At 49.0% G+C, this 26165-nt stretch carries 20 protein-coding genes; 15 read left to right on the top strand and 5 right to left on the bottom strand.

Annotated features, from left to right (window positions below):
- Positions 1-55: 55 nt before the first annotated feature.
- A complete protein-coding gene (gene dusC / locus IE064_RS08110; protein WP_189617405.1) occupies positions 56-988 on the bottom strand; it encodes a tRNA dihydrouridine(16) synthase DusC in 933 nt (310 codons plus the stop codon).
- Positions 989-1142: 154 nt separating this feature from the next.
- Between dusC and IE064_RS08105 the strand changes: the two genes are divergently transcribed.
- The 10 genes from IE064_RS08105 (at position 1143) to IE064_RS08060 (ending at position 12268) form a co-directional block, all read left to right on the top strand.
- Positions 1143-1538 (top strand): YbaN family protein, encoded by a 396-nt coding sequence (locus tag IE064_RS08105; RefSeq protein ID WP_189617404.1) that lies wholly within the window; start codon positions 1143-1145, stop codon positions 1536-1538.
- Between the two features lie 156 nt (positions 1539-1694).
- Positions 1695-2246, top strand: coding sequence for an adenine phosphoribosyltransferase (apt, locus tag IE064_RS08100; protein ID WP_133038690.1), 552 nt, complete (start codon positions 1695-1697; stop codon positions 2244-2246).
- 120 nt (positions 2247-2366) lie between these two features.
- Complete coding sequence (dnaX, locus tag IE064_RS08095) at positions 2367-4802, top strand: DNA polymerase III subunit gamma/tau (RefSeq protein WP_189617403.1); 2436 nt, start codon at positions 2367-2369, stop codon at positions 4800-4802.
- Between the two features lie 103 nt (positions 4803-4905).
- Positions 4906-5235, top strand: coding sequence for a YbaB/EbfC family nucleoid-associated protein (locus IE064_RS08090; RefSeq protein WP_133038692.1), 330 nt, complete (start codon positions 4906-4908; stop codon positions 5233-5235).
- Between the two features lie 20 nt (positions 5236-5255).
- On the top strand, positions 5256-5855 hold the full coding sequence (gene recR, locus IE064_RS08085) for a recombination mediator RecR (protein WP_133038693.1): 600 nt from the start codon (positions 5256-5258) through the stop codon (positions 5853-5855).
- Positions 5856-6026: 171 nt separating this feature from the next.
- Positions 6027-7940 (top strand): molecular chaperone HtpG, encoded by a 1914-nt coding sequence (gene htpG, locus IE064_RS08080; RefSeq protein ID WP_189617402.1) that lies wholly within the window; start codon positions 6027-6029, stop codon positions 7938-7940.
- A gap of 103 nt (positions 7941-8043) precedes the next feature.
- Positions 8044-8889 (top strand): tetratricopeptide repeat protein, encoded by an 846-nt coding sequence (locus IE064_RS08075; RefSeq protein WP_189617401.1) that lies wholly within the window; start codon positions 8044-8046, stop codon positions 8887-8889.
- Positions 8890-9065: 176 nt separating this feature from the next.
- A complete protein-coding gene (gene adk / locus IE064_RS08070; RefSeq protein WP_189617400.1) occupies positions 9066-9710 on the top strand; it encodes an adenylate kinase in 645 nt (214 codons plus the stop codon).
- A gap of 78 nt (positions 9711-9788) precedes the next feature.
- The gene (gene hemH, locus IE064_RS08065) at positions 9789-10817 is read left to right on the top strand and encodes a ferrochelatase (protein WP_229799917.1); all 1029 of its coding nucleotides are present in this window, start codon (positions 9789-9791) and stop codon (positions 10815-10817) included.
- Between the two features lie 146 nt (positions 10818-10963).
- Positions 10964-12268, top strand: coding sequence for an inosine/guanosine kinase (locus IE064_RS08060; protein WP_189617399.1), 1305 nt, complete (start codon positions 10964-10966; stop codon positions 12266-12268).
- Between the two features lie 52 nt (positions 12269-12320).
- Here the strand turns inward: IE064_RS08060 and IE064_RS08055 are convergent, their stop codons facing one another.
- Complete coding sequence (locus IE064_RS08055) at positions 12321-13625, bottom strand: dicarboxylate/amino acid:cation symporter (RefSeq protein ID WP_133038698.1); 1305 nt, start codon at positions 13623-13625, stop codon at positions 12321-12323.
- A gap of 210 nt (positions 13626-13835) precedes the next feature.
- Here IE064_RS08055 and IE064_RS08050 point away from each other — a divergent pair, with 210 nt between their 5' ends.
- A complete protein-coding gene (locus tag IE064_RS08050; protein WP_189617398.1) occupies positions 13836-16277 on the top strand; it encodes an Ig-like domain-containing protein in 2442 nt (813 codons plus the stop codon).
- Between the two features lie 52 nt (positions 16278-16329).
- On the opposite strand, the gene astB is transcribed toward IE064_RS08050, so the two are convergent.
- Positions 16330-17664 (bottom strand): N-succinylarginine dihydrolase, encoded by a 1335-nt coding sequence (gene astB / locus IE064_RS08045; RefSeq protein ID WP_189617397.1) that lies wholly within the window; start codon positions 17662-17664, stop codon positions 16330-16332.
- A gap of 325 nt (positions 17665-17989) precedes the next feature.
- Here astB and topA point away from each other — a divergent pair, with 325 nt between their 5' ends.
- Positions 17990-20620 (top strand): type I DNA topoisomerase, encoded by a 2631-nt coding sequence (gene topA / locus IE064_RS08040; protein WP_189617396.1) that lies wholly within the window; start codon positions 17990-17992, stop codon positions 20618-20620.
- 50 nt (positions 20621-20670) lie between these two features.
- On the opposite strand, the gene IE064_RS08035 is transcribed toward topA, so the two are convergent.
- Entirely contained in the window at positions 20671-21447 is a 777-nt protein-coding gene (locus IE064_RS08035; RefSeq protein WP_189617395.1) for a hypothetical protein, read from the bottom strand.
- A 227-nt stretch (positions 21448-21674) separates the two neighbouring features.
- On the opposite strand from IE064_RS08035, the gene cysB reads away from it, so the two are divergent.
- The gene (gene cysB, locus IE064_RS08030; RefSeq protein ID WP_189617394.1) at positions 21675-22649 is read left to right on the top strand and encodes an HTH-type transcriptional regulator CysB; all 975 of its coding nucleotides are present in this window, start codon (positions 21675-21677) and stop codon (positions 22647-22649) included.
- Positions 22650-22741: 92 nt separating this feature from the next.
- Here cysB and IE064_RS08025 read toward each other — a convergent pair whose 3' ends face one another.
- Complete coding sequence (locus tag IE064_RS08025; RefSeq protein ID WP_133038704.1) at positions 22742-24118, bottom strand: L-serine ammonia-lyase; 1377 nt, start codon at positions 24116-24118, stop codon at positions 22742-22744.
- Between the two features lie 286 nt (positions 24119-24404).
- On the opposite strand from IE064_RS08025, the gene nagZ reads away from it, so the two are divergent.
- Entirely contained in the window at positions 24405-25409 is a 1005-nt protein-coding gene (gene nagZ, locus IE064_RS08020; RefSeq protein ID WP_189617393.1) for a beta-N-acetylhexosaminidase, read from the top strand.
- A gap of 81 nt (positions 25410-25490) precedes the next feature.
- Complete coding sequence (gene ycfP, locus IE064_RS08015; RefSeq protein WP_189617392.1) at positions 25491-26033, top strand: alpha/beta hydrolase YcfP; 543 nt, start codon at positions 25491-25493, stop codon at positions 26031-26033.
- The last annotated feature ends 132 nt before the right edge of the window (positions 26034-26165 follow it).

The following is a 26165-nucleotide window of genomic DNA, read 5'->3' as shown; positions in this document are numbered from 1 at the left end:
TAGATTTCCCGTGATACCCATCAAAAGCAAGGTTTACAACAACAAAGTGTGCTGTTCAGGCAGCGCTTGCCAACACGGCAACAACCGCATCAGTGGTTTTGTGCAGTCGCAGTTCGCGAAACAGCGTATCGGCTTGGCTGTACTGGCGATTCAGATAACTGAACCACTGTTTGACTCGCCCGGGGAAATAATCATTGCGGGGGACACTTTGTTGCTGACGGGTATATTCCATCAGCAATGCCAGCGTTTGTTGCCAGCTATAAGGGGCCTCGTTGTTTTTAATATGCGCTGCCAGATTCGGCAGGGTGATGGCGCCGCGGCCAACCATAACGCTGTCGCAGCCTGTTTGAGATATGCAGCGCAGCGCATCTTCGCGGTTCCAGATCTCGCCGTTGGCGATGATAGGAATTGGCAACCGTTGGCGGATGTCGGTAATGTATTCCCAGTATGCTGGCGGGCGATAGCCATCCACTTTACTGCGGGCATGAACCGCCAGTTCAGTGGCTCCGGCTTCATAAATTGCCAGCGCATTTTCCATAAACAGACTCTTGTCTTCATAGCCTAAGCGGATTTTGGCGGTGACGGGGTGCTCGGCGGGCACGGCCTGGCGCATGGCCCTCACTATACGATAAATTTGCTCTGGATATTGTAGTAATACAGCACCGCCTTTACTGCGGTTAACCATTTTCGCTGGGCAACCAAAATTGGCATCAACCCCATGTGAGCCAAGCTTGATAGCGCGAACGGCGTTCTCGGCCATCCACTCGGGTTCCTGCCCTAACAGCTGTACCCGTACCGGAGTGCCGCTCTGGGTAAATCCGGCATTATTCAGTTCTGGACACATCCGTAAAAAGACTTTCTCTGGTAACAATTGATCCACCACGCGGACAAATTCTGTCACCATTAAATCGTAAGGATTAATGGTGGACAAAAGTTCACGCATCGTATGATCGACCACCCCTTCCATTGGGGCCAGAATGACTCTCACGTTGGTTGTTCCACTATACGGATAAAGGCGCGCATTCTACCTGATTGTGGCGGATTTCCGAAGTGCTTTCCATAAGCAGTGGCGAGTCACTTTGCTACTTCAGACACTGTTGTTAAGATATCCGTTAAATGAAAACTATTGCTATTTGTGACCTATGATAAAACGCAGTGTGTTGCTGGGGTTGGGAATCGTTAGTCTGTTGTTAGGCATGGCGGGAATCGTATTGCCACTGCTGCCAACGGTGCCTTTTGTATTGCTGGCTGGGTTTTGTTTTGCCCGCTCCAGCCCGGAACTGCATCGCTGGTTGCATCAGCATCCATGGTTTGCTCAGGCATTGTGCGATTGGCATCAGCAGCGCGGACTGCGTTTGCCTTTAAAACGCCGGGCATTGGTGATGACTATCGCTAGTTTTAGTTTGAGTATTTGGCTGGTGTCTGTGCTGTGGCTCAAGCTTTTTCTTGCAATTATCTGTTTGATCTTGGTTGCTTTTTTATGGCGGCTTCCCGTCGTTGCCGATGCTGGAAAATCGTCGGTCTATGACCCGGAGTAGACGATGTTGCGATGTGGCACACAATCGGATAATCGCTGTTGCAACTGACTGCAAAGCGGCTTAAGCTTTAGCCGGATTTAGAAACGCGGTCCACCTTGGTGTGGACTTTTTTGTTGTATGAAGCCGGTATATTCCGGGAAATTAAGTACTGAAACTATGGCTATTAACCCCGACAGCTTAGCGCTGATTAAGCAAAGCATTAAAACTATTCCTGACTACCCGAAAGCCGGGATCCTGTTTCGTGATGTGACCAGTTTGCTGGAAGATCCGATTGCCTATCAGACCACTATCCGCGCATTTTTAGAGCATTACCAAGGCCTTGGCTTTACCAAAGTTGTCGGTACTGAAGCCCGTGGTTTTCTGTTCGGCGCACCGTTGGCGCTGGAATTAGGTGTCGGGTTTGTCCCCGTGCGCAAACCTGGCAAGCTGCCACGTGAAACCATTGCTGAAACCTATGAACTGGAATATGGTCACGACACGCTGGAAATGCACGTTGATGCGATTGTGCCGGGGGACAAGGTACTGGTAGTGGATGATCTACTCGCCACCGGCGGCACTATTGAAGCTACCGTAAAGCTTATTCGTCGTCTTGGGGGGGAAGTGAGTCATGCCGCATTTGTTATTTCCCTGCCAGATATTGGCGGTGAAAAACGCCTGCAGTCACAGGGATTAGAAGTGCTGAAACTGTGTGAATTTGAAGGAGAATAGTCTTCTTTATTCCCGGTCCCGGATCGCCTGGGTAGCATGTCAGATTGGCACATGTTATTGTTTGGCGATCCGTGGAGCTTGCTCCCGTAATATGAATGTAAAGCTATTCTGGGGAGTTTCATGTCCTATCAGGTATTAGCCCGTAAGTGGCGACCTGCCAGTTTTGAACAGGTGGTTGGGCAGTCTCACGTACTGCACGCCCTGACCAATGCGTTGAGCCAGCAACGTCTGCATCATGCTTATCTGTTTACCGGCACCCGGGGTGTGGGTAAAACCAGCTTGGCACGCCTTTTTGCCAAAGGACTCAACTGCGAACAAGGAATTACCGCAACTCCCTGCGGAAAATGCAGTGCCTGTCAGGAGATTGCGCAGGGGCGATTTGTTGATTTAATTGAAGTGGATGCCGCGTCCCGCACTAAGGTCGATGATACTCGCGAGTTACTCGACAATGTGCAATACCGCCCAAGTCGTGGCCGTTTTAAAGTTTACCTGATTGACGAAGTACATATGTTGTCTCGCAGCAGTTTTAATGCGCTGCTGAAGACACTGGAAGAACCGCCGGAACATGTCAAATTTTTACTGGCGACAACCGATCCGCAAAAGCTGCCGGTAACCGTGTTATCCCGTTGTCTGCAATTCAATCTGAAAAGCCTGACTCAGGACGAAATTGCCAGACAGCTACAACATATTGTCTCCGCAGAAGCATTACCTTTTGAGCCGCAATCTCTGGCGCTGCTGGCCAAGGCCGCCAACGGCAGCATGCGTGATGCGTTAAGTCTGACAGATCAGGCCATCGCTTTTGGTGCTGGGCAGATCAAACTGCAGCAGGTGCAAACCATGCTGGGCGCGATTGATGAACGACAAGTGATTTCTCTGCTGCAAGCGCTGGTACAAGCCGATGTGGCGCCGTTAATGCAGGAAGCGGAACGTATATTGGCTTTTGGCGCTGATGCGAATGAAGTGCTACGTAGCTTATTGGAATTATTACACCAGATCACCCTAACACAATTTGCCCCTGCTGCCGCGCAACTGTCGCTATACGCTGATCAGATCCAAGAATTTGCCGAACAGCTATCTGCTGAGCAGGTACAGCTCTATTATCAGCTGTTATTGCAGGGGCGCAAAGATCTACCGTTTGCGCCAGATCCAAAATCAGGACTGGAAATGGCGCTGTTACGGGCCGTTGCTTTTGTCCCGGAAACGCCGCCTCAGCGCTGGCAAAGTTCAGCAACTCATGGCGACAAACCAGTGTTTACGGCTATGAGTGGCATAGCGCCAACCACTGATAAGTCAGTACCTGTATCAACTGCTAACCCTCATGTGAGCACAGCTGCTACGCCGCCTACGCCGAGTGATGCAACAACGGCCCCTACATCGGTTGATGTTGAAGACCATGAAATAGATGAAGATGATGCCGCTTTCATCGCTGAACAGACGTTAATTTTGTCGCAGGCTGAGAGTATGGGGCATCAGTTTCAGCAGGATGAACCGATAAATTCTGGCGAGGATGCGTCGGCAGAGCCGCCATTTCGTGATGAACTGACCAGCGATATGTTTGCCGCTGAACTGTCGAAAAATGAACTTCAAGCAGCGGTGGTGGAAGATCCACAAGCAACACCCTCGACAACATCGCTTTTTGGCGATGAATTACTCGATCAGGTTTTAGCAACCAGAGAGCAACTGTTGCAAGATATTGATGCGTTGGCAACCGATGAAACGCCAGCCAAAATACCGGAGCATCAGCACGATTCCAGCTCAAAAAAAAACACTGAAATCCCTCTGAAAGGCAGCGCGATAGCAGTTTCTAGCGCTGCTAATACTGGTGCACCCAAACCTGCTGAGTCAGACGCTGATGTAATGGCAGATGAGCCATTTTCTGACAATAGTGCAGAGGTTTATGGTGAATGGACCGCGCAACAAGTCGACGAACCGTCACTGCCAGACAGTGACGACACTACCATAGCGCCATCAGATAACGCAGTACCGCCAACGGTAGCCGTTGCGGACGCGCAAACGATCGTAACATCTTCGGCGGCGACTACATCGGTCACTGCGGCGGCTGATGGGGCTAACGTAGCGCCGAAGGTTGCAGCCAGTGCTATCGAGGCTCCCGCAGGTAATCCCGCTGATTTAGGGTGGTATAAACTGGTTTCTTCACTGCCAATCCGTGGGCGCGTGCGGCAATTAGCAGCTAATTCTGTGTGCCTGTCGTTGAGTGAAAAGTGTCTGTTGTTACTCAAACCGGATCAGAAACATCTCGCCGCTGCTGCGGCTATCAATCAGCTGCAACAAACATTACTCGATGCTTTACAGCGCCCGCTCACAGTAGAGTTCACTGTGGGCAATGAACCGGGGCGAGAAACCCCGCAGGATATCCGCCAACGGTTTAAAAAAGAGTTATTGGCGCATGCGGGTGAGAAACTGCTAGCGGATGACAAGGTGCGTTGGTTGGTGCAACACATGGGCGCAACTTTAGAAGCGGATTCCTTGAGTTATAACCCAGAGCAACTGGTGCAAAAAACCGCGCTTATTCCCGATGGACAGTTACCGCAGTGATACAACGCGGTTTGTGCCATGCTACGGATTGCCAAGCGCAATTATTTGGGTAAGATCAGCGAACTTTAACCTGTCACTCACTGTTAATTGAAGAGATAACGTTATGTTTGGAAAAGGTGGAATGGGCAACCTGATGAAGCAGGCCCAAATGATGCAGGAACGTATGGCGAAAATGCAGGAAGAGATTGCCCGCATGGAAGTTACTGGTGAGTCAGGTGCCGGACTGGTGAAAGTGACAATGACTGGTAGCCATAATGTCCGCAAGGTTGACATCGATCCGAGTCTGTTGGAAGACGACAAAGAGATGCTGGAAGATCTTATTGCCGCTGCCTGCAATGATGCTGCACGTCGTGTGGAAGAAAACCAGAAAGAAAAAATGGCGCAAGTGACTGGTGGTATGCAATTACCGCCAGGCATGAAATTGCCATTCTGATGCGCGTTGCGGATTAGACGATGAAATTCAGTCCATTGGTGGATGAGCTTATTCAGTCGCTACGTTGTTTACCGGGCGTTGGCCCCAAGTCGGCGCAGCGGATGGCATTCCAATTACTGGAACGGGATCGTAAATCTGGCCTGCAACTGGCTGACGCATTGGATAAAGCGATGAAGGATGTCGGTCATTGTCAGTCCTGCCGTACTTTTACCGAAGAATCGTTGTGCCCTATTTGTGGTAGTGCCAAACGCGGCCATGCCGATACCATCTGCGTGGTGGAAACCCCCGCAGACGTGCTGGCTATCGAGGCCGGAGGCCATTACAGCGGTCGTTATTTTGTTCTCCTAGGACATCTATCGCCTTTGGATGGTATCGGCCCGGAGGAACTGGGGTTAGCACTGTTGGAGCAGCATCTTGCAGGTGGTGAAATCAATGAGCTGATCTTGGCAACCAATCCTACGGTTGAAGGTGATGCCACGGCGCATTTCATTGCTGATATTGCCCATCGCTATCAAGTCAGTGTTAGCCGTATTGCCCATGGCGTGCCGGTGGGGGGGGAATTGGAATATGTTGACAGTACCACCCTGGCGTTGTCGTTTAATGGTCGGCTACCGCTGTAAACGCGTTTATTCTTGCTCCTATCTCAGCCTCGTTTAAGCGGGGCTGTGTTTTTTCAGGCAACGGCTTTTTATCGTTCAGCCCTTGAAAAAATATTCATGATCCCCACTTCAAGTAACAGTCCAATTTGGTGTGTTTTACCCATTAGTTAGCGATAAACGAAGGAACTATTCATGTCACAACAAGAAACTCTTGGTTTTCAAGCTGAAGTGAAACAGCTTTTGCATTTGATGATCCACTCTTTGTATTCCAACAAAGAGATTTTCTTGCGTGAACTGGTGTCAAATGCTGCCGATGCCGCTGATAAGCTGCGTTATCTGGCGTTGACAGATGATTCACTGTACGAAGGCGATGGCGAATTGCGGGTACGCATTACCACCGATAAAGAAAAAGGCACAGTGACTATCGATGATAATGGTATTGGTATGACCCGTGAGGGTGTGATTGAGCATTTGGGCACCATTGCCAAGTCTGGCACTGCTGAATTTTTCAAAAATCTGTCTGGCGATGCCGCCAAAGACTCACAGCTTATCGGTCAGTTTGGGGTAGGCTTTTACTCCGCTTTCATCGTGGCTGATAAGGTCACCGTTCGCACGCGTGCTGCGGGTGTAAAACCTGATGAAGCAGTGCAGTGGGAATCTAACGGTGAAGGCAGCTTTACCGTAGAAAACATTGTTAAACAAAACCGTGGCACTGAAATTACCCTTTACTTGCGTGAAGACGAGAAAGAGTTTGCCGATGATTGGCGTCTGAAATCCATTATCACCAAATACTCTGACCATATCTCCATCCCGGTTGAAATGTGGCAGGAAGGTACTGCGGAACATGATGGCCCAGATGGCGAGAAAATTCCGGCAACAGAAGGTCACTGGCAGGTGATGAATAAAGCCACAGCACTGTGGAACCGCAACAAGTCAGAGATCACCGATGAAGAGTATCAAGAGTTTTACAAACATATTTCCCATGATTTCAGTGACCCACTGCTGTGGAGCCATAACCGCGTAGAAGGGAAACAGGAATATACTAGTCTGTTGTATATCCCAGCTAAAGCGCCGTGGGATCTGTGGAATCGTGACTACAAACATGGCCTGAAGCTGTTTGTACAACGAGTGTTCATCATGGATGATGCAGAGCAGTTTATGCCGTCTTATCTGCGCTTTGTGAAAGGTTTGATCGATTCTAACGATTTGCCGCTGAACGTTTCCCGCGAAATTTTGCAAGACAACAAAGTCACTCAGGCACTGCGTAGTGCGTTGACCAAACGTGTACTCAGTATGCTGGAAAAACTGGCGCAGGATGATACTGAAAAATATCAGCAGTTCTGGACTGAGTTTGGTCAGGTGTTGAAAGAAGGCCCAGCTGAAGACTGGAGCAATAAAGAACGTATTGCCGGCCTGCTGCGCTTTGCCTCGACCCACAATGACAGCGCAACGCAAGATGTGTCGTTGGATGACTATATTGAGCGTATGAAAGCTGGGCAAACACACATCTACTACATCGTTGCTGACAGTTATCAGGCCGCTGCGCATAGTCCTCATCTGGAACAACTGCGTAAGAAAGATGTGGAAGTGTTGCTGTTGTCTGACCGTATTGATGAATGGCTGATCAGCCATCTGAATGAATACAAAGGCAAACAGTTGCATTCTGTGACCCGTGGCGATCTGGAACTGGGTGAGCTGGAAGATGCCGACGAGAAAGCAGAAAAGGAAAAGCTGGCGACAGAATCTGAGCCACTGGTAAAACGTATCAAGGATGCGCTGGGTGACAAGGTTACCGATGTGCGCATCACTACCCGCTTAACCGACACCCCAGCCTGTGTGGTGGTAGGTGAAGGCGAAATGTCGACGCAGATGATCAAACTGATGCAGGCCGCTGGGCAACCGGTGCCGGAAGTGAAACCGATTTTTGAAATCAATCCGGCGCATCCTCTGGTGAAACGTCTGAATGACGAGCAGGACGAAAGTCTTTTTGCCGACTGGAGCAATCTGTTGCTGCAACAGTCTCTGTTATCCGAAAAAGGCAGTTTGTCAGACCCTTCCACTTTCGTCGGTCTGGTCAACAAAATGCTGATGGATAGCGTGAAATAAGCTGGTTGAAAGGGGCCGCTCTGGCCCTTTTCTCATTATACTGGCGGGTGAAACACCCCAATTTTATGAATGACTGCCGATGGATACGTCCGCGGCAATAACGATGGAAACCACTATGGAACTTACCCGCGACAATATTCAGCAAGTGGTAGAACTTTCCAATCAGCAACTGGTAGCCCTGGTATTCTGGGCGGAGCAGATGCCGGAAAGTAAAGCACTGCTGCAGACTATGGAACAGCTCATCGCGGCTTTCCCAGGTCAGTTGCAGTTGGCATCCGTTAACTGTGAAACACAGTTGGAGTTAGCGTCTTATTTCCAGATCCGTAGTCTGCCAACCACCTTGCTGCTGAGCCAAGGACAGCCGGTTGACGGATTTGCTGGTGTGCAGAGCCGCGAGCAGATCCTCGCCATTTTGCAAAAGCATCTACCTGCCGCTTGGGAATTGAAGTTAAATGACGCCAAGGCGCTGTTGCAGCAAGGAGATGCCAATGCTGCGTTGCCATTATTTAAAGAGGCTTATGCGGAACAGGCGGAGGCGGCTGTTGCCTTGCCTTATGCTGATGCGTGCTTGAAAACCGGAGATTTGGCAACCGCTAAAACACTGTTGGCAACCATTAAACTGGCGGACCAAGACGGTTACTACAACTCTCTGATGTCACAGTTAGACTTGGCAGAGAAAGCCGCGGACACCCCAGAGATTCGTGCGCTTCAGCAAGCCTTGGATGCCGCGCCAGATGATGTGGAGCTGTTGCAAAAGTTGGCGACGGCATTGCACCAGGCACATCGAGATGAAGAAGCGCTGGCGCTGTTGTTTGCACCATTATCGCGCGATTTGAACATGGGAGATGGGGCGATAAAACAGCAATTGCTGACGTTATTATCTGCGCTGGGGCAGGGGAATGCCCTAGCAGGACAATATCGGCGTAAGTTATACAGCTTGCTGTATTAATTGCAGATATAGGCAAATTCTACTGCGCAGACAGCAGATTAGCAGGAGAATTTGCCAACTTTCGCTTACATTCGCTACGGCGAAGGTCGAAACCAAAAACCTTCTCAACGGTGCGCATTTATGCGAAGATCCCCGCCCTGACAAGAATTATAGATGCGAACAGAGGAATCTTTAATATGCGCATTATCCTATTGGGCGCCCCTGGTGCCGGTAAAGGTACCCAGGCTCAGTTCATCATGGAAAAGTATGGTATTCCACAGATCTCTACCGGCGATATGCTGCGTGCGGCGGTAAAAGCAGGTACTCCGCTGGGTTTGGAAGCGAAAAAAGTGATGGACGCCGGACAACTGGTGTCAGACGATCTGATCATTGAACTGGTGAAAGAACGTATTGCTCAAGACGATTGCGCTAACGGCTTTTTGCTGGATGGCTTCCCTCGCACAATTCCTCAGGCCGACGCGATGGTAAGTAACGGTATCAATATCGATCACGTCATTGAAATTGACGTACCGGATGAAGACATTGTTAAACGTATGAGTGGTCGCCGGGTACATCCTGGTTCAGGGCGAGTTTACCATGTGGTCTTCAATCCACCGAAAAATGCGGGCAAAGATGATGTCACTGGTGAAGATTTGGTGATCCGTCCTGACGATGAAGAAGCGACGGTGCGTAAACGCTTGGCTATCTATCATGAACAGACTGAACCATTGGTCAGTTACTACAGCGCGATGGCTGCTAAAGGTGACACTCAGTACAGCAAATTTGATGGTACCCAGAGTGTTGCCTCTGTAAGTGCTGCTATTGAGAAAGCATTGGCATAAGCTATCAATAAGGCCGATTCGCATAATTGGAAAAAGTCCGCAGTTGCGGACTTTTTTTATGTTTTAAGGGGTGTTACCTTGACGCCATGTTCTTTTTATCAGGAAGTTGCCGTGTCACATAGCCATCCACCTTTTGGCGTTTTACTGGTTAACCTAGGGACGCCTGCCGCGCCCACCAAAGACGCTGTCCGTGCGTTTTTAAAGCAGTTTTTGAGTGACCCTCGGGTGGTCGATCTGCCCGCCTGGCAATGGCAGCCGATTCTGCAGGGGATCATTCTTAATATTCGTCCTGCAAAAGTTGCCAAACTCTACCAGTCTATCTGGTGGCAAGAGGGCTCTCCTTTAATGGTGATCAGTCAGCGGCAACAACTGGCGCTGGCCAATCAATTGGCCTCAAGACTTGGCTTTGCCATCCCTGTGGCGCTAGGTATGAGCTACGGTCAGCCATCGCTGGCGGATGGTCTAGATGAGTTACAACGGGCAGGTGTCGATAAGGTGTTGGTGTTGCCATTGTACCCTCAATACTCTTGCTCTACCGTTGCCAGCGTTTTTGATGGTGTCGCCGCAGCATTGAAGCCTCGTCGTAATATTCCAGAACTGCGGATGGTCAAAGACTATCATGATCGGCCAGGATACATTGCTGCGTTGACCGAGAGTATCCGCAAACACTGGCAACAGTACGGCAAAGCAGAAAAACTGCTGTTTTCGTTTCATGGCGTGCCGGAGCGTTACATCAATGAAGGTGATCCTTATAAACAACATTGCCTAACAACCGCAGCGTTGGTTGCGCAGGCCCTGGCATTGCCAGAAGCTGAATGGCAAGTATGTTTTCAGTCCCGCTTTGGCAAGGAGCCATGGTTGACACCCTATACCGATGAAACACTCGCTAGCTTACCCAGCAAAGGTGTGAAATCGGTTGATATCATCAGCCCAGCATTTGCTGCTGATTGTCTAGAAACGCTGGAAGAAATTGCGCAGGGCGGTAAGGAAACCTTTTTACATGCGGGAGGCGAGCAGTACCATTTTGTGCCATGCCTGAATGATGGTGAGCAACATATGGCATTTCTTGCCGACTTGGTGATCTCTCATGCCGAAAATTGGCGTTGATGGCGCTGGCGCGTCTTAGATGATGTGATAAAATTCGCACCAATTCAGCTGCCGCTAATACGCGGCAGTTTTACTTTCATCCCTAAATCACCGCCGCTGACGGTGGTGATTGTTTGGCTCGCTTGGCGAGAGCACTGAGAAGCATCATGAAGTTTCCTGGACAACGTAAATCCAAACATTATTTCCCGGTTATGAATCGAGACCCGTTATTGGCACAACTGACAATTCAGCCTGCGCCTGTAAACACTTGGATCTGCGGTATTGATCAGACTCTGGTCGATATAGAAGCTCAGGTGGATGAGCAACTGCTTGCCGATTATAGTCTGCCCAAAGGCAACTCTACCGTCATTGATGACACGACAGCACAGCGACTGTACCAGCAACTGCAGCAACAGCAGTTGATTACCGGCGAATTTGCCGGCGGTACGATTGGTAATACAGTACATAACTATTCGGTGCTGGCGGATGATCGCTCGGTATTATTTGGGGTAATGAGTAAGCAGATTGAAGTTGGCAGTTATGCCTACCGCTATTTGTGTCATACCTCATCGAAAGTTGATTTGGACTACCTACAACCGGTGAATGGCCCCATTGGCCGGTGTTTTACGCTGATCTCCGCTGAGGGCGAACGGACCTTTGCTATTAGCAAGGGGTCGATGGACAAACTGACCCCCGACCACATCAGCAAACCTTTGGTGCAAGGTGGCGCGGCGCTGGTACTGACGGCCTATTTGATGCGAGCGCGTAAGGAAGATGGTATTGCTGACGCCGCGATGCAGGCAATTGCATATGCCAAAGAGGCTGATGTGCCCGTTGTCCTGACACTTGGAACGCGCTTTCTGATCGAGGAAGACCCCAAGTTTTGGCAATATTTTATCCGGGAACATGTCACCGTACTGGCAATGAATGAGGATGAGGGCGAGGCTTTAACGGGGTTTGACGATCCGCTACAGGCGTCAGAAAAGGCGTTGGAGTGGTGTGATATGGTGTTGACCACCGCCGGTGCTACCGGGCTTTATACTGCGGGATATGCTGAAGAATCTGAAAAGCGCGAAACTGCACATCTGTTGTTACCCGGTAGTATCCCTGAGTTTAACCGTTATGAGTTTTCTCGTCCGAAGCGCAAGCAAGATTGTGATAATCCTATCAAGGTGTTTGCGCATATCTCCCCTTACATGGGTGGGCCAGAAAAGATCCGTAATACTAACGGTGCTGGCGATGGCGCATTAGCAGCACTACTGCATGATTTGGCCGCTAATAACTATCATAAATCACGGGTTCCTGGTTCCATTAAGCATAAACGTGGGGGACTGTGCTACTCCTCTTTTTCGCAGATCTGTAAATATGCCAACCGGGTAGCCTATGAAGTGCTAGCACAGAACAGCCCGCGCTTATCCCGCGGGTTACCGGAGCGCGAAGATAGCCTAGAAGAGGCTTACTGGGAACGTTAAGCGAGCGTTAAAAAAGGCGCTTAAAGCGCCTTTTTTATGCTTAGTGCAAGACTTACTTAGTATCTGATTTCGGTATAAAACTGCGAACCTTACCAGCATTGGTATCGTGATATGTTTCTGAATCAAATGCATTTTCGCTTTTGGCAACAATCATTGTCGCAACGCTGTCGCCGGTGATATTAACGGCGGTACGTACCATATCCAACAGACGATCCACCCCCAAGATCAAGGCGATCCCTTCAACTGGAAGTCCCACTTGCTTTAACACCATGGCCAGCATTACCAGACCGACTCCCGGAACTCCGGCGGTTCCAATCGATGCCAGTGTTGCCGTTACTACTACGGAAAAATAGTCTTGAATGGAAAGGTGAATGCCATAAACCTGCGCAATAAAAACAGTCGCTACCCCTTGCATAATCGCCGTGCCATCCATATTGACCGTAGCCCCCAAAGGCAACGTAAATGAGGCGACCCGGTTATCAACACCCAGTCGGTGTTCAGCAGTTTCCATGTTGACTGGTAATGTGGCGTTGGAACTGGCAGTACTGAATGCAAACAACTGCGCATCACGCATCTTACGCATGAAAATCAGAGGGTTGAGACCGGTAAACAGTTTAAGTAATGTCGGATATACCACAAACCCATGTAGCAACAGCACACCTAAAACCACACCGAAATATTTAAGTACATCTGCAAATGTGCCTAGTCCTAACGTTAAAGCCAGTTTTCCCATCAATGCAAAAACACCATAAGGTGCCAGATACATTACCAGCGTGACTACTCGCATGATCACGTCATTAAGATCTTCAAACACGGCGGCCACTCGACGGCCTTTGTCACCGACATGAGATACAGCAAATCCAAAAATGACTGCAAAGATAATAATTTGCAGCATATTGCCGTCAGTCATCGCCTTGATGGGGTTAGTGGGTACGATGTTGATAATCACTTGCGCTAGACTAGGGGCATCTTTGGCATCGTATACCAGATTAGCTGTAGAAAGCGTGTTACTGCCTGGATGGATGATCACCGCGACAAAGATTGCCAGAACCAGCGCTATTGCCGTAGTAAAAAGATAGAAGGCCAAAGTTTTACCACCTAGTCGGCCCAGCTTCGAGGGCTCACTTAGTGAACTGGTGCCACATACCAGAGAGATAAACACCATCGGCACAACTAACATCTTAAGACAGTTGATGAATATGGTACCGATGACGTTCAACACCCCTTCAGTAATATATTCCTGCACAAACTGGCTGTCGGGAAACGCAATGCGCAATATCAGGCCAACAAAAATCCCTAGCGTCATCCCAATTAGGATTTTGCTGGTAAGCCCTAACTTCCTCTTCATAAACGCCATAATTATTCCTGTTAATTTATAGATTTTATTCTTGGCGCGTTAAGCCTATCAAGAAAGCATAATTCAGGGAACACAGAGGAACAGATATTGAAAGTAAATACACGTTTATAGAATGATAAAATTGAAATTATTGTGTGAATATTATGTTTACTCTAAGCTGTAGCGTATATGCGAGTCTTTAAGTTCATATGGACAACAAGGAGGCTGACAATGCAGTCAGCATTTAAGTTTTTTGGGGCGTTATTTTGCAGTTTTTTGTTGAGTGCCTGTGGTGGTGGCGGTAGTGCACTTTCTGATCCTGGTAACGGTCAGACACCTCCTTCAGGCAGCAATACTATCTCACTAACCATTTCCAACAGCGATATCAATGCTGAGACTCCAGCAACATTAACGGCTACAGTCAAAAATTCGCTTACAGGCCCGTTGGCTGGTGAATTGGTGACTTTTACTCTTAACAACAGCTCACTTGGCACATTTGTACCGGCTATCGGTACGGCACTCACAAACGCCAATGGTGTGGCGACTGTGACGCTCGCCACTTCTAATGTTGCTGGTGCGGGTACGGTTGAAGCATCCATAGCTTCAGGTGCTTCAGCAACAGTAGGGTTTACTATGGCGGGCGATGGGGGGGCAAGTGGAGGCAGCGCTCAAATCACCCTAAAGCTAACGGACACCAGTGGTGTTGCTAGCAGCAGTATTACTTCCACTTCTCCAGGCGTGTTGACCGCCACGGTGAAGGGGATATCAAAGCAGGTGATTGTAACCTTTGACTCAACAATCGGCGATTTACCGATAAAAACGGCCATTACTGATGCTAATGGTGTCGCCAGTGTCAGTATCTATGCAGGTAGCACCCCAGGAGCTGGCACCGCCACCGCCTCTATTGCCACCGGGGAATCTGCGGATCAAGTATTTGTAATTGGTGCTAGCAATGTAATGATGGGCAGTGGTACGCCATTTGTCTCAGGTAAAGCTGCTGTTAGCACCACGACCTTGTCTGCTGGTGGTACGGCTACTATTTCGGTGATGTTGCAGGATGCCGATGGTAATCCGTTCACCGAACCAGTAGATGTCAGTTTTGCTTCCAAATGCTCTAAGAGCGCCACTCCGCAGGCGGTGATTAGTAGTCCGGTGACAGCTGTCAATGGCCTAGCTTCTAGCACTTATCTGGCGAAAGGCTGTGTGGGTGACGATAACATTACCGTATCAGCAGATGTGGGAGGAAAGAGCTTATCGGCCACTGGTGTTATTAATGTGTTAGCGGCAGATGCAGGAAGCATAGTCTTTATTGACGCTACGCCTGAGAATATTGGCATTAAAGGTACTGGCAGCGACGAGTCATCAACGCTACGATTTAAGGTCCTCGATACCAATGGTAATCCGGTGGCGAATAAGGCGGTTACATTCAGCCTGAATACCTCAGTGGGTGGGCTAAGTCTTGACCCTATAACCGCAACGACAAACAATGAAGGCATAGCTCAAACTGTGGTTAATTCTGGCACTGTCGCCACTACGGTGAGAGTGACAGCTGCGATAGACGGTACCGTCCCACTGATCTCCAGTCAATCAAGTGTCTTGGTGATTTCTACTGGCGTTCCAGATCAAGACTCCTTCTCACTTTCTGCTGAAATTCTGAATGCAGAAGGCTGGGACGTGGATGGTACTCAAGTCAAAGTGACCGCTCGTCTGGCTGATGCATTTAATAACCCCGTACCCGATGGCACAGCCGTTTACTTCACCACAGAAGGTGGAGCCATTACACCTTCCTGTTTAACCGTCAGTGGTGCATGTACGGTTACCTGGACCAGCCAGAATGCTCGTCCCGAAGGACAAGCGCTAATCGACAGTTTTGGGGTAATGTATCGCAATCCAATTGCAAACTTAAATGCTAGCGGCGGTAATTACTATGGCCAGAAATTTGGTGGCCGAGCCACAATTACAGCCACTGCTGACGGTGAAGAATCATTCCCTGATACCAACGGCAATGGCCGCTTTGATGCCGCAGAAATGACAGCTTTCAAGGGAACAGATGTCAGTGGTAAGCCATATGATCTGGATGAAGCTTTTGGTGATTATAACGAAGATGGTTTGTTTAACCCCGCACAAAGCGGCGGTCAAGCCGGCGGCGATCAAGAAGAACTGATCGATTTCAACAATAATGGTGTATTCGATCAGCATGATGGCGTTTATAACGGGGTGTTATGTTCTATTCCGGCACATGCCGGATGTGCCGATGGTATTAATCATGCTAAGTCTGTGAATGTCCGGGCCAGCTTAGTGATGGTGATGTCAGGCAGTACTGCATATGCCACTGCGAGAGACGATATTCGGATCATTGACCGTGATGGCGATAATCTGGGGGGGAGCATTGATATTAATGGTAAATCTACCGCAACAGTGCAATTCACTATCGCTGATTTGCACAACCAACAGATGCCTGCTGGTAGCGTAGTAACCTTCACAACATCGGCAGGTTCGGTAGCGAGTTCTACCAGTTACACTTGGCCTAGCTCCAATCATAATGGCGGACGCCAGTTCAGTGTGACGATTAAAGGGGCTGATCAGCCAGACTCTGGCTCATTTATTGTGACCGTAGAGTCCCCTGATGGCTTGAACACTGAAGTCGTGAATATTCCAGTCAATATATATTGATGATTTAGAGAAGGGCGCTTAGGCGCCCTTCTCTATAACACGATTGGAAGAACTATTGCTGAAACGGATAGATACTACCAAGTTTCAATAATTGTGTGAGTTCATCTAGCGCAGTTCTTGATTCCATTAATAACTGGGGATCTGCCAAGTCGGCGACCACTAAGCGGTCACGATAGTGGCGGTCGACCCATAGATTTAACTTGTCAAACAGTGTATCGGTCAGCAAAACCTGTTGATTAATGGCCGCCAGCTCAACATCACTCATGGCGACTCGCAATCGCAAACAAGCTGGCCCACCGCCGTTATGCATACTTTGTTTTACGTCGAAGTAATGGATCTGTTTGATAGGCGTATCCATCGTCAGCAACTCATCTAAATAGGCCTTAACGCGTGGATTTTCTGCACAATCTGTCGGCGCAATTAACGCCATCTCTCCTTGCGATATCGTCACCAACTGAGTATTAAACAGGTACGTCGCTACCGCATCTTGAATACTGACTTGATGACTCGGAACCTCAATAAGATGCAATGTTCCCGGTAATTTTGCGCGTAATTCCGCTAATTTTTTCTTGCTGTCCCAGAAGGCTTGTTCATGGAAAAACAGCACATTCTGATTACCTACAGCGATAACATCGTTGTGGAACACCCCTTGATCAATGACGGCCGGGTTTTGTTGAATAAAAACCGTATTGTCGTCATCTAACCGGTGTAGTCTGGCGATAGCTGCTGAAGCTTCCAGCGTCTGCCGCGCGGGATATTTCTGGGGTCTAGGTGCTTGTTTATCAATCACCGAATACCCATATACAAAAATTTCAACTCCGGCCTGGTCATACGCTTGACACAGTCGGGTGTGATTCGCCGCACCCTCATCGCCCAAGGTGGCATGTGCGGGTAGCGTTTGATGATGGGTAAAATAGCGACTATCAGCAAAGATAGCCTTGAGAATATTGGCCGTTGTCTGTGGCTCTAGGCTGCGATGCAACTTATCGACAAGATTGGCTGGGGTAAAGTGGATTTTGCCGTCATGGGTGTCGGCACTCGGCGATACCGTGGCGGCATTGGCCGTCCACATGCTGGAAGCGCTGGCACAAGCCTGCAATAGCTCGGGGGCTTGTTTGGCGGCTTTTTGCAATACATCGGCATCGGTGCCAGAGAATCCTAGACGACGTAGCGTGTGTACATCGGGACGCTCCTGTGGCGCTAACACGCCTTGTATCAGCCCCATGTCGGCCAAAGATTTGGCTTTCTTCAACCCCTGTTTAGCAGCTGCTTTAGGGTTAGATGGTTGGGTGGCGTGGCTCTGTGAGGCCACATTGCCAAAGGAGAGTCCGGCATAGTTGTGGGTCGGGCCGACCAAACCATCAAAATTGGCTTCAAATTGTTTCATGGCGATTCCTGTTGCTGTGATGCAGGGCGTCATTGTAAAAGTCTGAATGCCAGTATACTGATGTCCGCTCTGCTCACAACCTGTGCCAATACAATAGAGAAGGCGGTTTATTGTCACAATTGCATAACTATTGCTTGATTGAGCGCAGAATATGAAATATTAGTTTTTAATAACGCAACATTATTTCTTTAAAATATTTTTTCCTTGCTTAAAAAGTGAGTCGCTGTTGCACATAAAACGGGGATTGACTTGCAAGTCGATAGACAACCCTCTATATATGAGGGCAATTTTTACCTTTCAGAGATCTTTTGGCGCGAATCACACTATGGGAAAATCGCTAGTTATTGTCGAATCGCCGGCTAAAGCCAAGACTATTAACAAATATCTTGGTAAAGAATTCATCGTTAAGTCGAGCGTTGGTCATATCCGGGACCTGCCGACTTCCTCTTCTGCCGAGCCGAATGGCAAGACTAAGTCCGTTGCAGATGTGCGTAAGATGTCGCCGGAGGAAAAGGCCGATTACAAAAAGCAGAAGGAGCATTCCGCACTGGTGTCTCGTATGGGGGTAGACCCCGAGCACGGCTGGAAAGCAAACTATCAGATCTTACCTGGCAAAGAGAAAGTCGTTAAAGAGCTTAAGTCGCTGGCAGAAGCCGCGGATGAAATCTATCTCGCTACCGACTTGGATCGCGAAGGGGAGGCGATTGCTTGGCATCTGCAACAGGTGATTGGTGGTGATAAGACCCGTTTTAAGCGCGTAGTATTTAACGAAATTACTAAAAGCGCGATTAAAGAGGCCTTTAGTCATCCCGGTGAGCTCAACAACAACATGGTTAATGCGCAACAAGCGCGCCGTTTTCTGGACCGAGTTGTGGGGTTCATGGTTTCTCCATTGCTGTGGAAAAAAGTGGCGCGGGGGTTGTCTGCCGGACGCGTACAATCAGTCGCTGTGCGGCTGGTGGTAGAACGCGAAACCGAAATTAAGGCCTTTGTTCCAGAAGAATTCTGGGATGTGCATGCCAATATGACAACCCTTGCGGCGCAACCGTTGGCGTTGGAAGTTGTGAAGCAAGGGGATCAAGAGTTTTCTCCGCGTAATCAAGCCGAAGCAATGGCGGCGGTCAAATTGCTGGAACGCGCTGCTTATCGGGTTGTTTCCCGAGAAGTTAAGGCCACACAAAGCAAGGCGAGTGCACCTTTTATCACTTCCACCTTACAGCAGGCAGCAAGTACTCGCCTGGGGTTTGGTGTTAAAAAGACCATGATGTTGGCGCAGCGTTTGTACGAAGCCGGTTACATTACCTACATGCGTACCGATTCGACTAACCTCAGCCAAGAAGCGTTAGAGAGCGTGCGCACTATGATCGCCAAAGAATTTGGCGAAAATTATCTGCCAGCAACGCCTAACCATTATGGCAACAAAGAAGGGGCTCAGGAAGCACATGAGGCCATTCGTCCGTCAGATGTGAAAGTCCATGCCGCAACATTGACAGACATGGAACGCGATGCCCAGCGTCTGTATGAGTTGATTTGGCGCCAGTTTGTTTCCTGTCAGATGACCCCGGCACAATATGATGCCACGCGCTTAACCGTTTCCGCGGGTGATTTTGAACTTCGTGCTACCGGCCGCACCCTCAAGTTTGACGGTTGGACACGGGTACAACCTGCACTGAAAAAGAAAAATGAGGAAGAGGTCACTCTGCCTTACGTGGCTGAAGGCGATGAACTGTCGCTGCAATCACTCGAACCTAAACAACATTTCACTAAACCCCCGGCTCGTTACAGCGAAGCTTCATTGGTGAAAGAGTTGGAAAAACGCGGTATTGGCCGTCCCTCTACCTATGCCACCATTATTTCCACCATTCAGGAACGTGGCTACGTAAGGGTGGAAAATCGTCGTTTCTTTGCTGAAAAGATGGGTGAGATTGTCAGTAATCGTTTGTTAGAAAACTTCTCTGACCTGATGAGTTACGACTTTACCGCAGAGATGGAGCAAACGCTCGATAACGTTGCGCAGGGACAGTTGGAATGGAAAAAGGTACTCGATAGTTTTTATAAAGGGTTCAGTCACACGCTGGAGAAAGCTGAGTTACCAGCGGAAGAGGGCGGTATGCGCCCTAACCAGATGATTTTAACTGACATCAAGTGCCCCACCTGCGGTAGGCCGATGGGGATCCGCACCGGGTCAACAGGGGTGTTTCTCGGTTGTTCAGGGTATGAGCTGCCGCCGAAGGAACGCTGCAAAACCACGCTTAACCTGACCCCGGGCGAAGAAGCCATTAGTGACGGCGAAGATGCAGAAACTGAAGCGCTACGGGCGAAACATCGTTGTAAACTCTGTGGTACGGCGATGGATAGTTACTTGCTAGATGAAACGCGCAAACTGCACGTGTGCGGTAACAACCCGAGTTGCCCTGGCTATGAAATTGAGCATGGTCATTTCAAGATTAAGGGCTATGAAGGTCCAGTCATTGAGTGTGATCGTTGTGGCGCTAATATGGAGCTGAAAAACGGGCGTTTTGGTAAATATTTCGGTTGTGTTAATCCCGAGTGTAAAAACACCCGTAAGTTGCTGAAAAATGGTGAGGCCGCACCACCTAAAGAAGATCCTATCCATTTGCCAGAACTCAAATGCAGTAAATCTGATGGATATTTTGTGTTGCGCGATGGCGCAGCAGGGGTATTTCTGGCTGCCAGCACTTTCCCTAAATCACGGGAAACCAGAGCACCTTTAGTGGCGGAGTTAGTGAAATATCGTGACTTGCTGTGGCCAAAATATTTGTATTTGGCTGATGCGCCAGTGGTTGACGATGATGGACATCCAACGGTAGTGAAATTTAGTCGCAAGACTAAGGAGCAGTATGTTGCCAGTGAAGTTAACGGTAAAGCGACTGGTTGGGCAGCTTACTATGTTGATGGCAAATGGCAGGTGAATAGCTCCAAAAAGAAAGCCTGAACGTTTCACGGATATTAATAAAAACGCCCTGCATTGCAGGGCGTTGCTTTTTACCATTTCTTCTTCGGTTGGAACAACACGTCGATATCGTCTTCTTCTTTTGGCTTGGGAGCACTGGGCTGTGCCATTTTTACTGCACCGTTGATCTCTTCCAGCAGTTGTTTGGCTTCTTCCACCTTACGGGTAATAAAGGGGTCTCCCGGGGTTTGCCCTTTAATGGTATTCAGCGTGCCTAACGCTTTAGTTACCATCTGCCTTGATGAGCCGTACTGTTTCATATAGCAAGCGCTGCGAGCGCGGGACATCATGCTGTCGACGTTAATTCTCAACTGCAAACTGTTGATGCGGTTTTCTTCATTGGCAAATACCACAGGATCCATTTTCCCTTTATTATGCTCATCGCGAATGATCGCTTTCAGCTTTTTAAGGGTCTGCACCAGTACGAGAATTTGCCGGTCATTATCAGGTAGCCGAAAGTTTTCAATGGAAGGTTGTTGTGGGGGGCTTTTCTGCAGATTGTTGATCATGCTGTCTAAGTCGATGACGCGGCGCTCATAATCTGCCCGCTGTGAGGCATTACAGAGCATCATTGCTTGTTGCGCCGCTTCCTTAATCCTTTTGTATAGTGCCAGATTAATATGGCTAGTACAGGGAAACATGCCGGTGTTGGCTAATACTTCCTCTGTTTCCTCCAGAATGGCTCGCTGACGAGTCAGTTCGGTTCGTCGCAACGCTTCAGCGCGCTGTTTTTGCTGTTGCAGGGCGTTAATCCCTATCACCAACAGCAGCAGCGCACCGATCAGCACCAGTACTAGGATAAATGCCATAGTTGTTCCGATAATTTATAATTTTGTTAATGCTACAATAAATCAACAAACTAGCCTAGTTATCATAGCCTAGCTTAATGACAGTGTCGTAGATCTTGGACAGGAAAATCATTATATTCCTGTTTGATTTAGTTATAACGTTGTACTATAACATTTGATTATAGTTAAGCGGTATTCAACCTCTCATTCTGTCACTGTGCGGTACAGAAATTCAAGGATTTATCAACATGAAGCTGCAGCAATTGCGCTATATTGCCGAAGTGGTTAACCATAACCTGAATGTTTCTGCCACCGCTGAAAATCTTTACACGTCACAGCCTGGGATCAGCAAACAGGTGCGTATGCTGGAGGATGAGTTAGGCATTCAGATTTTTGGCCGCAGTGGCAAGCATCTAACCCATGTGACGCCCGCTGGTGAACAGGTCATCCGTATTGCCAATGACATTCTCGGGAAAGTTGAAAGTATTAAAAAGGTATCAGAAGAGTACACCAAGCCAGATCAGGGTGACCTTAACTTGGCAACCACTGATACCCAAGCCCGTTACGCCTTACCGAAGATCATCCAGCAGTTTATTGCGCGTTACCCCAAAGTTAACCTGCATATGCATCAGGGCAGCCCGGCGCAGATCAGTGAGTCTGCGGCCCACGGCATTGCTGATTTTGCTATTGCCACGGAAGCGATGCATCTGTATACCGACTTAATCATGTTGCCATGCTATCACTGGAATCGTTCGGTGGTAGTCCAGAAGAACCATCCTCTGGCGTCACGCAGTCATATTACTATTGAAGAGTTAGGGCGGTTCCCGTTAGTCACCTATGTGTTTGGGTTTGACAAAGCATCAGAAATTGAAAAAGGCTTTAAGCGAGCGGGCATTGAACCGCGGGTGGTCTTCAGTGCTACCAGTGCGGATGTGCTGAAAACCTATGTCCGTTTAGGATTAGGTGTGGGCATTATCGCTTCCATGGCGGTAGATCCGGTGATTGACAGTGATTTGGTGGCAATTGATGCCAGCCACTTGTTTGCCCATAGCACCACTAAGATTGGCTTCCGCAAAGGTAACTTCTTGAGAGGATATATGTATGATTTTATCCGCCATTTTGCACCTCATTTGACTCGAGATGTAGTGGAAAAAGCCGAAGCTTTGAAAGATGCGCAACTGATTGAAGAGATGTTCGCTAACATAGAGCTGCCTGTGCGCTAAGTTTAACGGTTAAGCAAACGTAATAAGGCCAGCTACTGGAGCTGGCCTGAAAACTGTCAACCTATCTAAGGACGGGACAAGCGGATAGCGCATCAACATTCCACGATATTAACGGCAAGTCCGCCTCTGGCAGTTTCCTTATACTTGCTACGCATATCTTTGCCAGTATCCATCATGGTCTTAATCACTTTGTCCAGTGACACCTTATGATTTCCATCCCCACGCAGTGCCAGTCGTGATGCGTTAATGGCTTTGACTGCCCCCATGGCATTACGCTCAATACAAGGCACTTGAACTAAGCCGCCTACGGGATCGCAGGTCAGACCAAGGTTATGTTCCATCCCAATTTCGGCGGCATTTTCTACATGTTCCACAGTGCCACCCATAATTTCGGTCAGTGCTGCTGCTGCCATGGAACAGGCAACGCCCACTTCTCCTTGACAACCTACTTCGGCACCGGAGATAGAGGCATTTTTCTTGTAGAGGATGCCAATCGCCGCCGCCGTTAGCAAAAAGCGCGCACAGCTATCTTCGTCAACTGGCTCGACAAAGGTGTCATAATAGCATAGCACCGCCGGGATGATCCCCGCCGCGCCATTGGTTGGCGCCGTGACCACGCGCTCTCCGGCAGCATTTTGTTCGTTAACGGCCATCGCGAATAGGTCTACCCAGTCCATCGCATTTAATGGGTCTATGGTATTTTTGCTTTCGGCCTTGAGGCGACGATACAGGGCGGGGGCACGGCGGCGTAGCTTCAGTCCACCGGGAAGAATGCCTTCCTTGCGACACCCTTTCTCAACACAGTGTTTCATTGTCTGCCAGATATGCCACAGTTTTGCCTTAACCTCGGCTTCCGGTCGCATCGTCAGTTCGTTAGTCAGCATCAGCGATGAGATACTCAGACCGTTATCCAGACATAAATTCACTAACTGACTGGCACTATCAAAGTCATAAGGGACTTTGGGCAATGGCGTAGCTGGTGAAGCATCCTGCTGTTGAATTTCCTCCTCGTTGAGGATAAAACCGCCACCCACGGAATAATAAGTTCGCTGGCACAAACAAGTACCATCTTGCCATGCGGAAAGGGTCATCGCATTGGCATGGGCTGGCAGGGTTTTACGCCGGTGATAGGTAATGCCAGCTTCGCGGGTAAATTTGACATGGCGACCATCGGCCAGTTGTAACAATTCGCTATCATTTACCTGTTGCAGAATGGCATCAACTCCGTCGGTATCAACCGTTTCGGGATCTTCACCCATTAAACCGAGAATGACGGCTTTCCCCGTACCATGGCCTTTACCCGTCTGTCCCAAAGAGCCAAACAGTTCTGCCCGCAGTTCATCGGTTGTGGTTAACAGGCCTTCACGGTCGAGTCTTTCGATAAAGAATTTGCCCGCTTTCATCGGCCCCACGGTATGGGAGCTAGACGGACCGATACCAATTTTGAACATGTCGAATACGCTGATCATGTAATAAACCCTGATAGTGCTCGCTATTGTTGTACTTCCTGCGTGCCACTCTCGCACCCAGTGAAATTTACAGGTAATCTTGGCAGCAATGCTGACCAGATATTAGCTTCAGTATCCCACACTTTCCGGCAGCTATATCATTAGTTATTTTTATCATTATAGATTCGCATTAGCTGTTTTAGGGTTACTTATAATTACGTTGGGTATTGAGTATAGTCAGAGACTGGCTGAATATCCTGCATATAGGGATTGCACCCACACAGAATAAATTTAATAAGGAAAATGCATGAGTTATCTGATGCTGGATGTGGCCGGAACCCAGTTACAAGGGGATGAATTCGAAGTGCTGCAGCACCCTGCTGTTGGCGGATTGATCCTGTTTAGCCGCAATTATCAGAGCCGCGAACAATTAATTGAACTGGTGCGTTCCGTTAGACAATTGCGGCCGGAACTGATCATTGCCGTCGATCACGAGGGCGGTCGAGTGCAGCGTTTTCGTGACGGATTTAGTCAGATCCCGGCCATGGGCAATATTCTGCCTGCCGCCCAAGATATGACACAAGCGCTCAACTGGGCGAAAGAACTCGGTTTTCTGATGGCAGTAGAGCTATTGGCCTGCGATATTGACTTGAGTTTTGCTCCGGTACTGGACTTGGATGGCATCAGCGAAGTGATAGGTAAACGTGCTTTTGCCAGCGATGCGGCGACTGTTACTGCATTGGCACGCAGTTTTGTTGCTGGAATGCAGGACTCCGGGATGGCCGCCGTAGGGAAGCACTTCCCCGGACATGGCAGTGTCGCTGCCGATACTCACCATGCTCAGGCTGTTGATAATCGAGCGTTGTCGGAGATTGCAGCCAACGATCTGCAGCCTTTTAAAACACTGATTGCCGAAGGCGCGTTACAGGGCATTATGCCCGCGCATGTGATTTACCCACAGGCGGACGCTAAGCCTGCTGGCTTTTCTCATTTTTGGTTGCAGCAAGTGTTACGGCAACAGTTGCAGTTCAACGGCGTCATTTTTTCCGATGACCTCGGGATGAAGGGCGCGGCGTTTGCTGGGGATTTTCGGCAACGGGCAACGGCCGCTATTGCTGCTGGCTGTGATATGGTACTGGTGTGTAATGAACCGGAGGGGGCCAGAACGCTGCTGCAAGACTTTGTTTGGCCAGTGTCAGCGAATGATATGCTGGCGCGTCTGAGACCGGACCAAGGGCGGCTGCTTGATGCCTTGCAAAATGAATCGCGCTGGCTGAGTGCATCGGCATTGGCGGCGAGGCTTCATCCCTAATAATTTGACCTGGCACAAGAAAAGTTGCACAAAGATTAGTTAGTTTGAATACAGCACATGCCTGCATAGGGAACAGCAACAATGATTTTGTATCTACACGGCTTTGACGCGACCAGTCCCGGCAATTATGAAAAAGTCAGACAGTTGCAGTTTATTGATGATGATGTGCGACTGCTGAGTTACAGCACACTATATCCCAAACATGATATGCAGCATTTGTTGAACGAAGTATGCAAACAGCTGAAGTTGACAGATGATAAACAGCCCTTGCTGCTAGGTGTTGGATTGGGCGGGTTCTGGGCGGAACGCATTGGCTTTTTGGCGGGGATTAAAACCGTGCTGGTCAATCCTAATCTCTGGCCTGAAGAAAACATGCCTGGGAAAATTGACCGACCAGAAGAATATGTGGACATCGCTCAAAAATGCGTTAAGGATTTTCGCAGCAAAAATCGCGGACGGGCATTGTGTCTGTTATCTGTTCACGACGAAGTGCTGGACAGTTGCCGCAGCGATGCGCTGTTGCGACAATATTACGAGGTGATCTGGGATAAACAGCAATCACATAAGTTTCCGTCACTCTCCAGTCACATGGTCGCCATCAAGGCTTTCAAGAAGCAGCCGTGAGTGGTGACATTGGAGCCTCAAATCGTGAGTGACCACTAGTCCCATCGTCACTGAGTGACCGATTTTGCCTGTTTAACGGGTAGCGGTGTTCACAATTTGTCATCCATCACTTTTTGACTTTGCTTTTTTTCA

The organism is Shewanella fodinae (assembly GCF_014651955.1).
GTDB lineage: Bacteria > Pseudomonadota > Gammaproteobacteria > Enterobacterales > Shewanellaceae > Shewanella > Shewanella fodinae.
This window is presented reverse-complemented; position numbering and strand designations above follow the sequence as displayed.

Excerpts from the sequence above, each read along its gene's own strand:
- htpG (WP_189617402.1), top strand. The coding sequence starts at position 6,027 with ATGTCACAACAAGAAACTCTTGGTTTTCAAGCTGAAGTGAAACAGCTT.
- IE064_RS08090 (WP_133038692.1), top strand. The coding sequence starts at position 4,906 with ATGTTTGGAAAAGGTGGAATGGGCAACCTGATGAAGCAGGCCCAAATG.
- apt (WP_133038690.1), top strand. The coding sequence starts at position 1,695 with ATGGCTATTAACCCCGACAGCTTAGCGCTGATTAAGCAAAGCATTAAA.
- IE064_RS08055 (WP_133038698.1), bottom strand. The coding sequence starts at position 13,625 with ATGGCGTTTATGAAGAGGAAGTTAGGGCTTACCAGCAAAATCCTAATT.
- IE064_RS08035 (WP_189617395.1), bottom strand. The coding sequence starts at position 21,447 with ATGGCATTTATCCTAGTACTGGTGCTGATCGGTGCGCTGCTGCTGTTG.
- IE064_RS08075 (WP_189617401.1), top strand. The coding sequence starts at position 8,044 with ATGGAAACCACTATGGAACTTACCCGCGACAATATTCAGCAAGTGGTA.
- IE064_RS08060 (WP_189617399.1), top strand. The coding sequence starts at position 10,964 with ATGAAGTTTCCTGGACAACGTAAATCCAAACATTATTTCCCGGTTATG.
- ycfP (WP_189617392.1), top strand. The coding sequence starts at position 25,491 with ATGATTTTGTATCTACACGGCTTTGACGCGACCAGTCCCGGCAATTAT.
- recR (WP_133038693.1), top strand. The coding sequence starts at position 5,256 with ATGAAATTCAGTCCATTGGTGGATGAGCTTATTCAGTCGCTACGTTGT.
- IE064_RS08050 (WP_189617398.1), top strand. The coding sequence starts at position 13,836 with ATGCAGTCAGCATTTAAGTTTTTTGGGGCGTTATTTTGCAGTTTTTTG.
- IE064_RS08105 (WP_189617404.1), top strand. The coding sequence starts at position 1,143 with ATGATAAAACGCAGTGTGTTGCTGGGGTTGGGAATCGTTAGTCTGTTG.
- IE064_RS08025 (WP_133038704.1), bottom strand. The coding sequence starts at position 24,118 with ATGATCAGCGTATTCGACATGTTCAAAATTGGTATCGGTCCGTCTAGC.
- astB (WP_189617397.1), bottom strand. The coding sequence starts at position 17,664 with ATGAAACAATTTGAAGCCAATTTTGATGGTTTGGTCGGCCCGACCCAC.
- topA (WP_189617396.1), top strand. The coding sequence starts at position 17,990 with ATGGGAAAATCGCTAGTTATTGTCGAATCGCCGGCTAAAGCCAAGACT.
- cysB (WP_189617394.1), top strand. The coding sequence starts at position 21,675 with ATGAAGCTGCAGCAATTGCGCTATATTGCCGAAGTGGTTAACCATAAC.
- adk (WP_189617400.1), top strand. The coding sequence starts at position 9,066 with ATGCGCATTATCCTATTGGGCGCCCCTGGTGCCGGTAAAGGTACCCAG.
- nagZ (WP_189617393.1), top strand. The coding sequence starts at position 24,405 with ATGAGTTATCTGATGCTGGATGTGGCCGGAACCCAGTTACAAGGGGAT.
- dnaX (WP_189617403.1), top strand. The coding sequence starts at position 2,367 with ATGTCCTATCAGGTATTAGCCCGTAAGTGGCGACCTGCCAGTTTTGAA.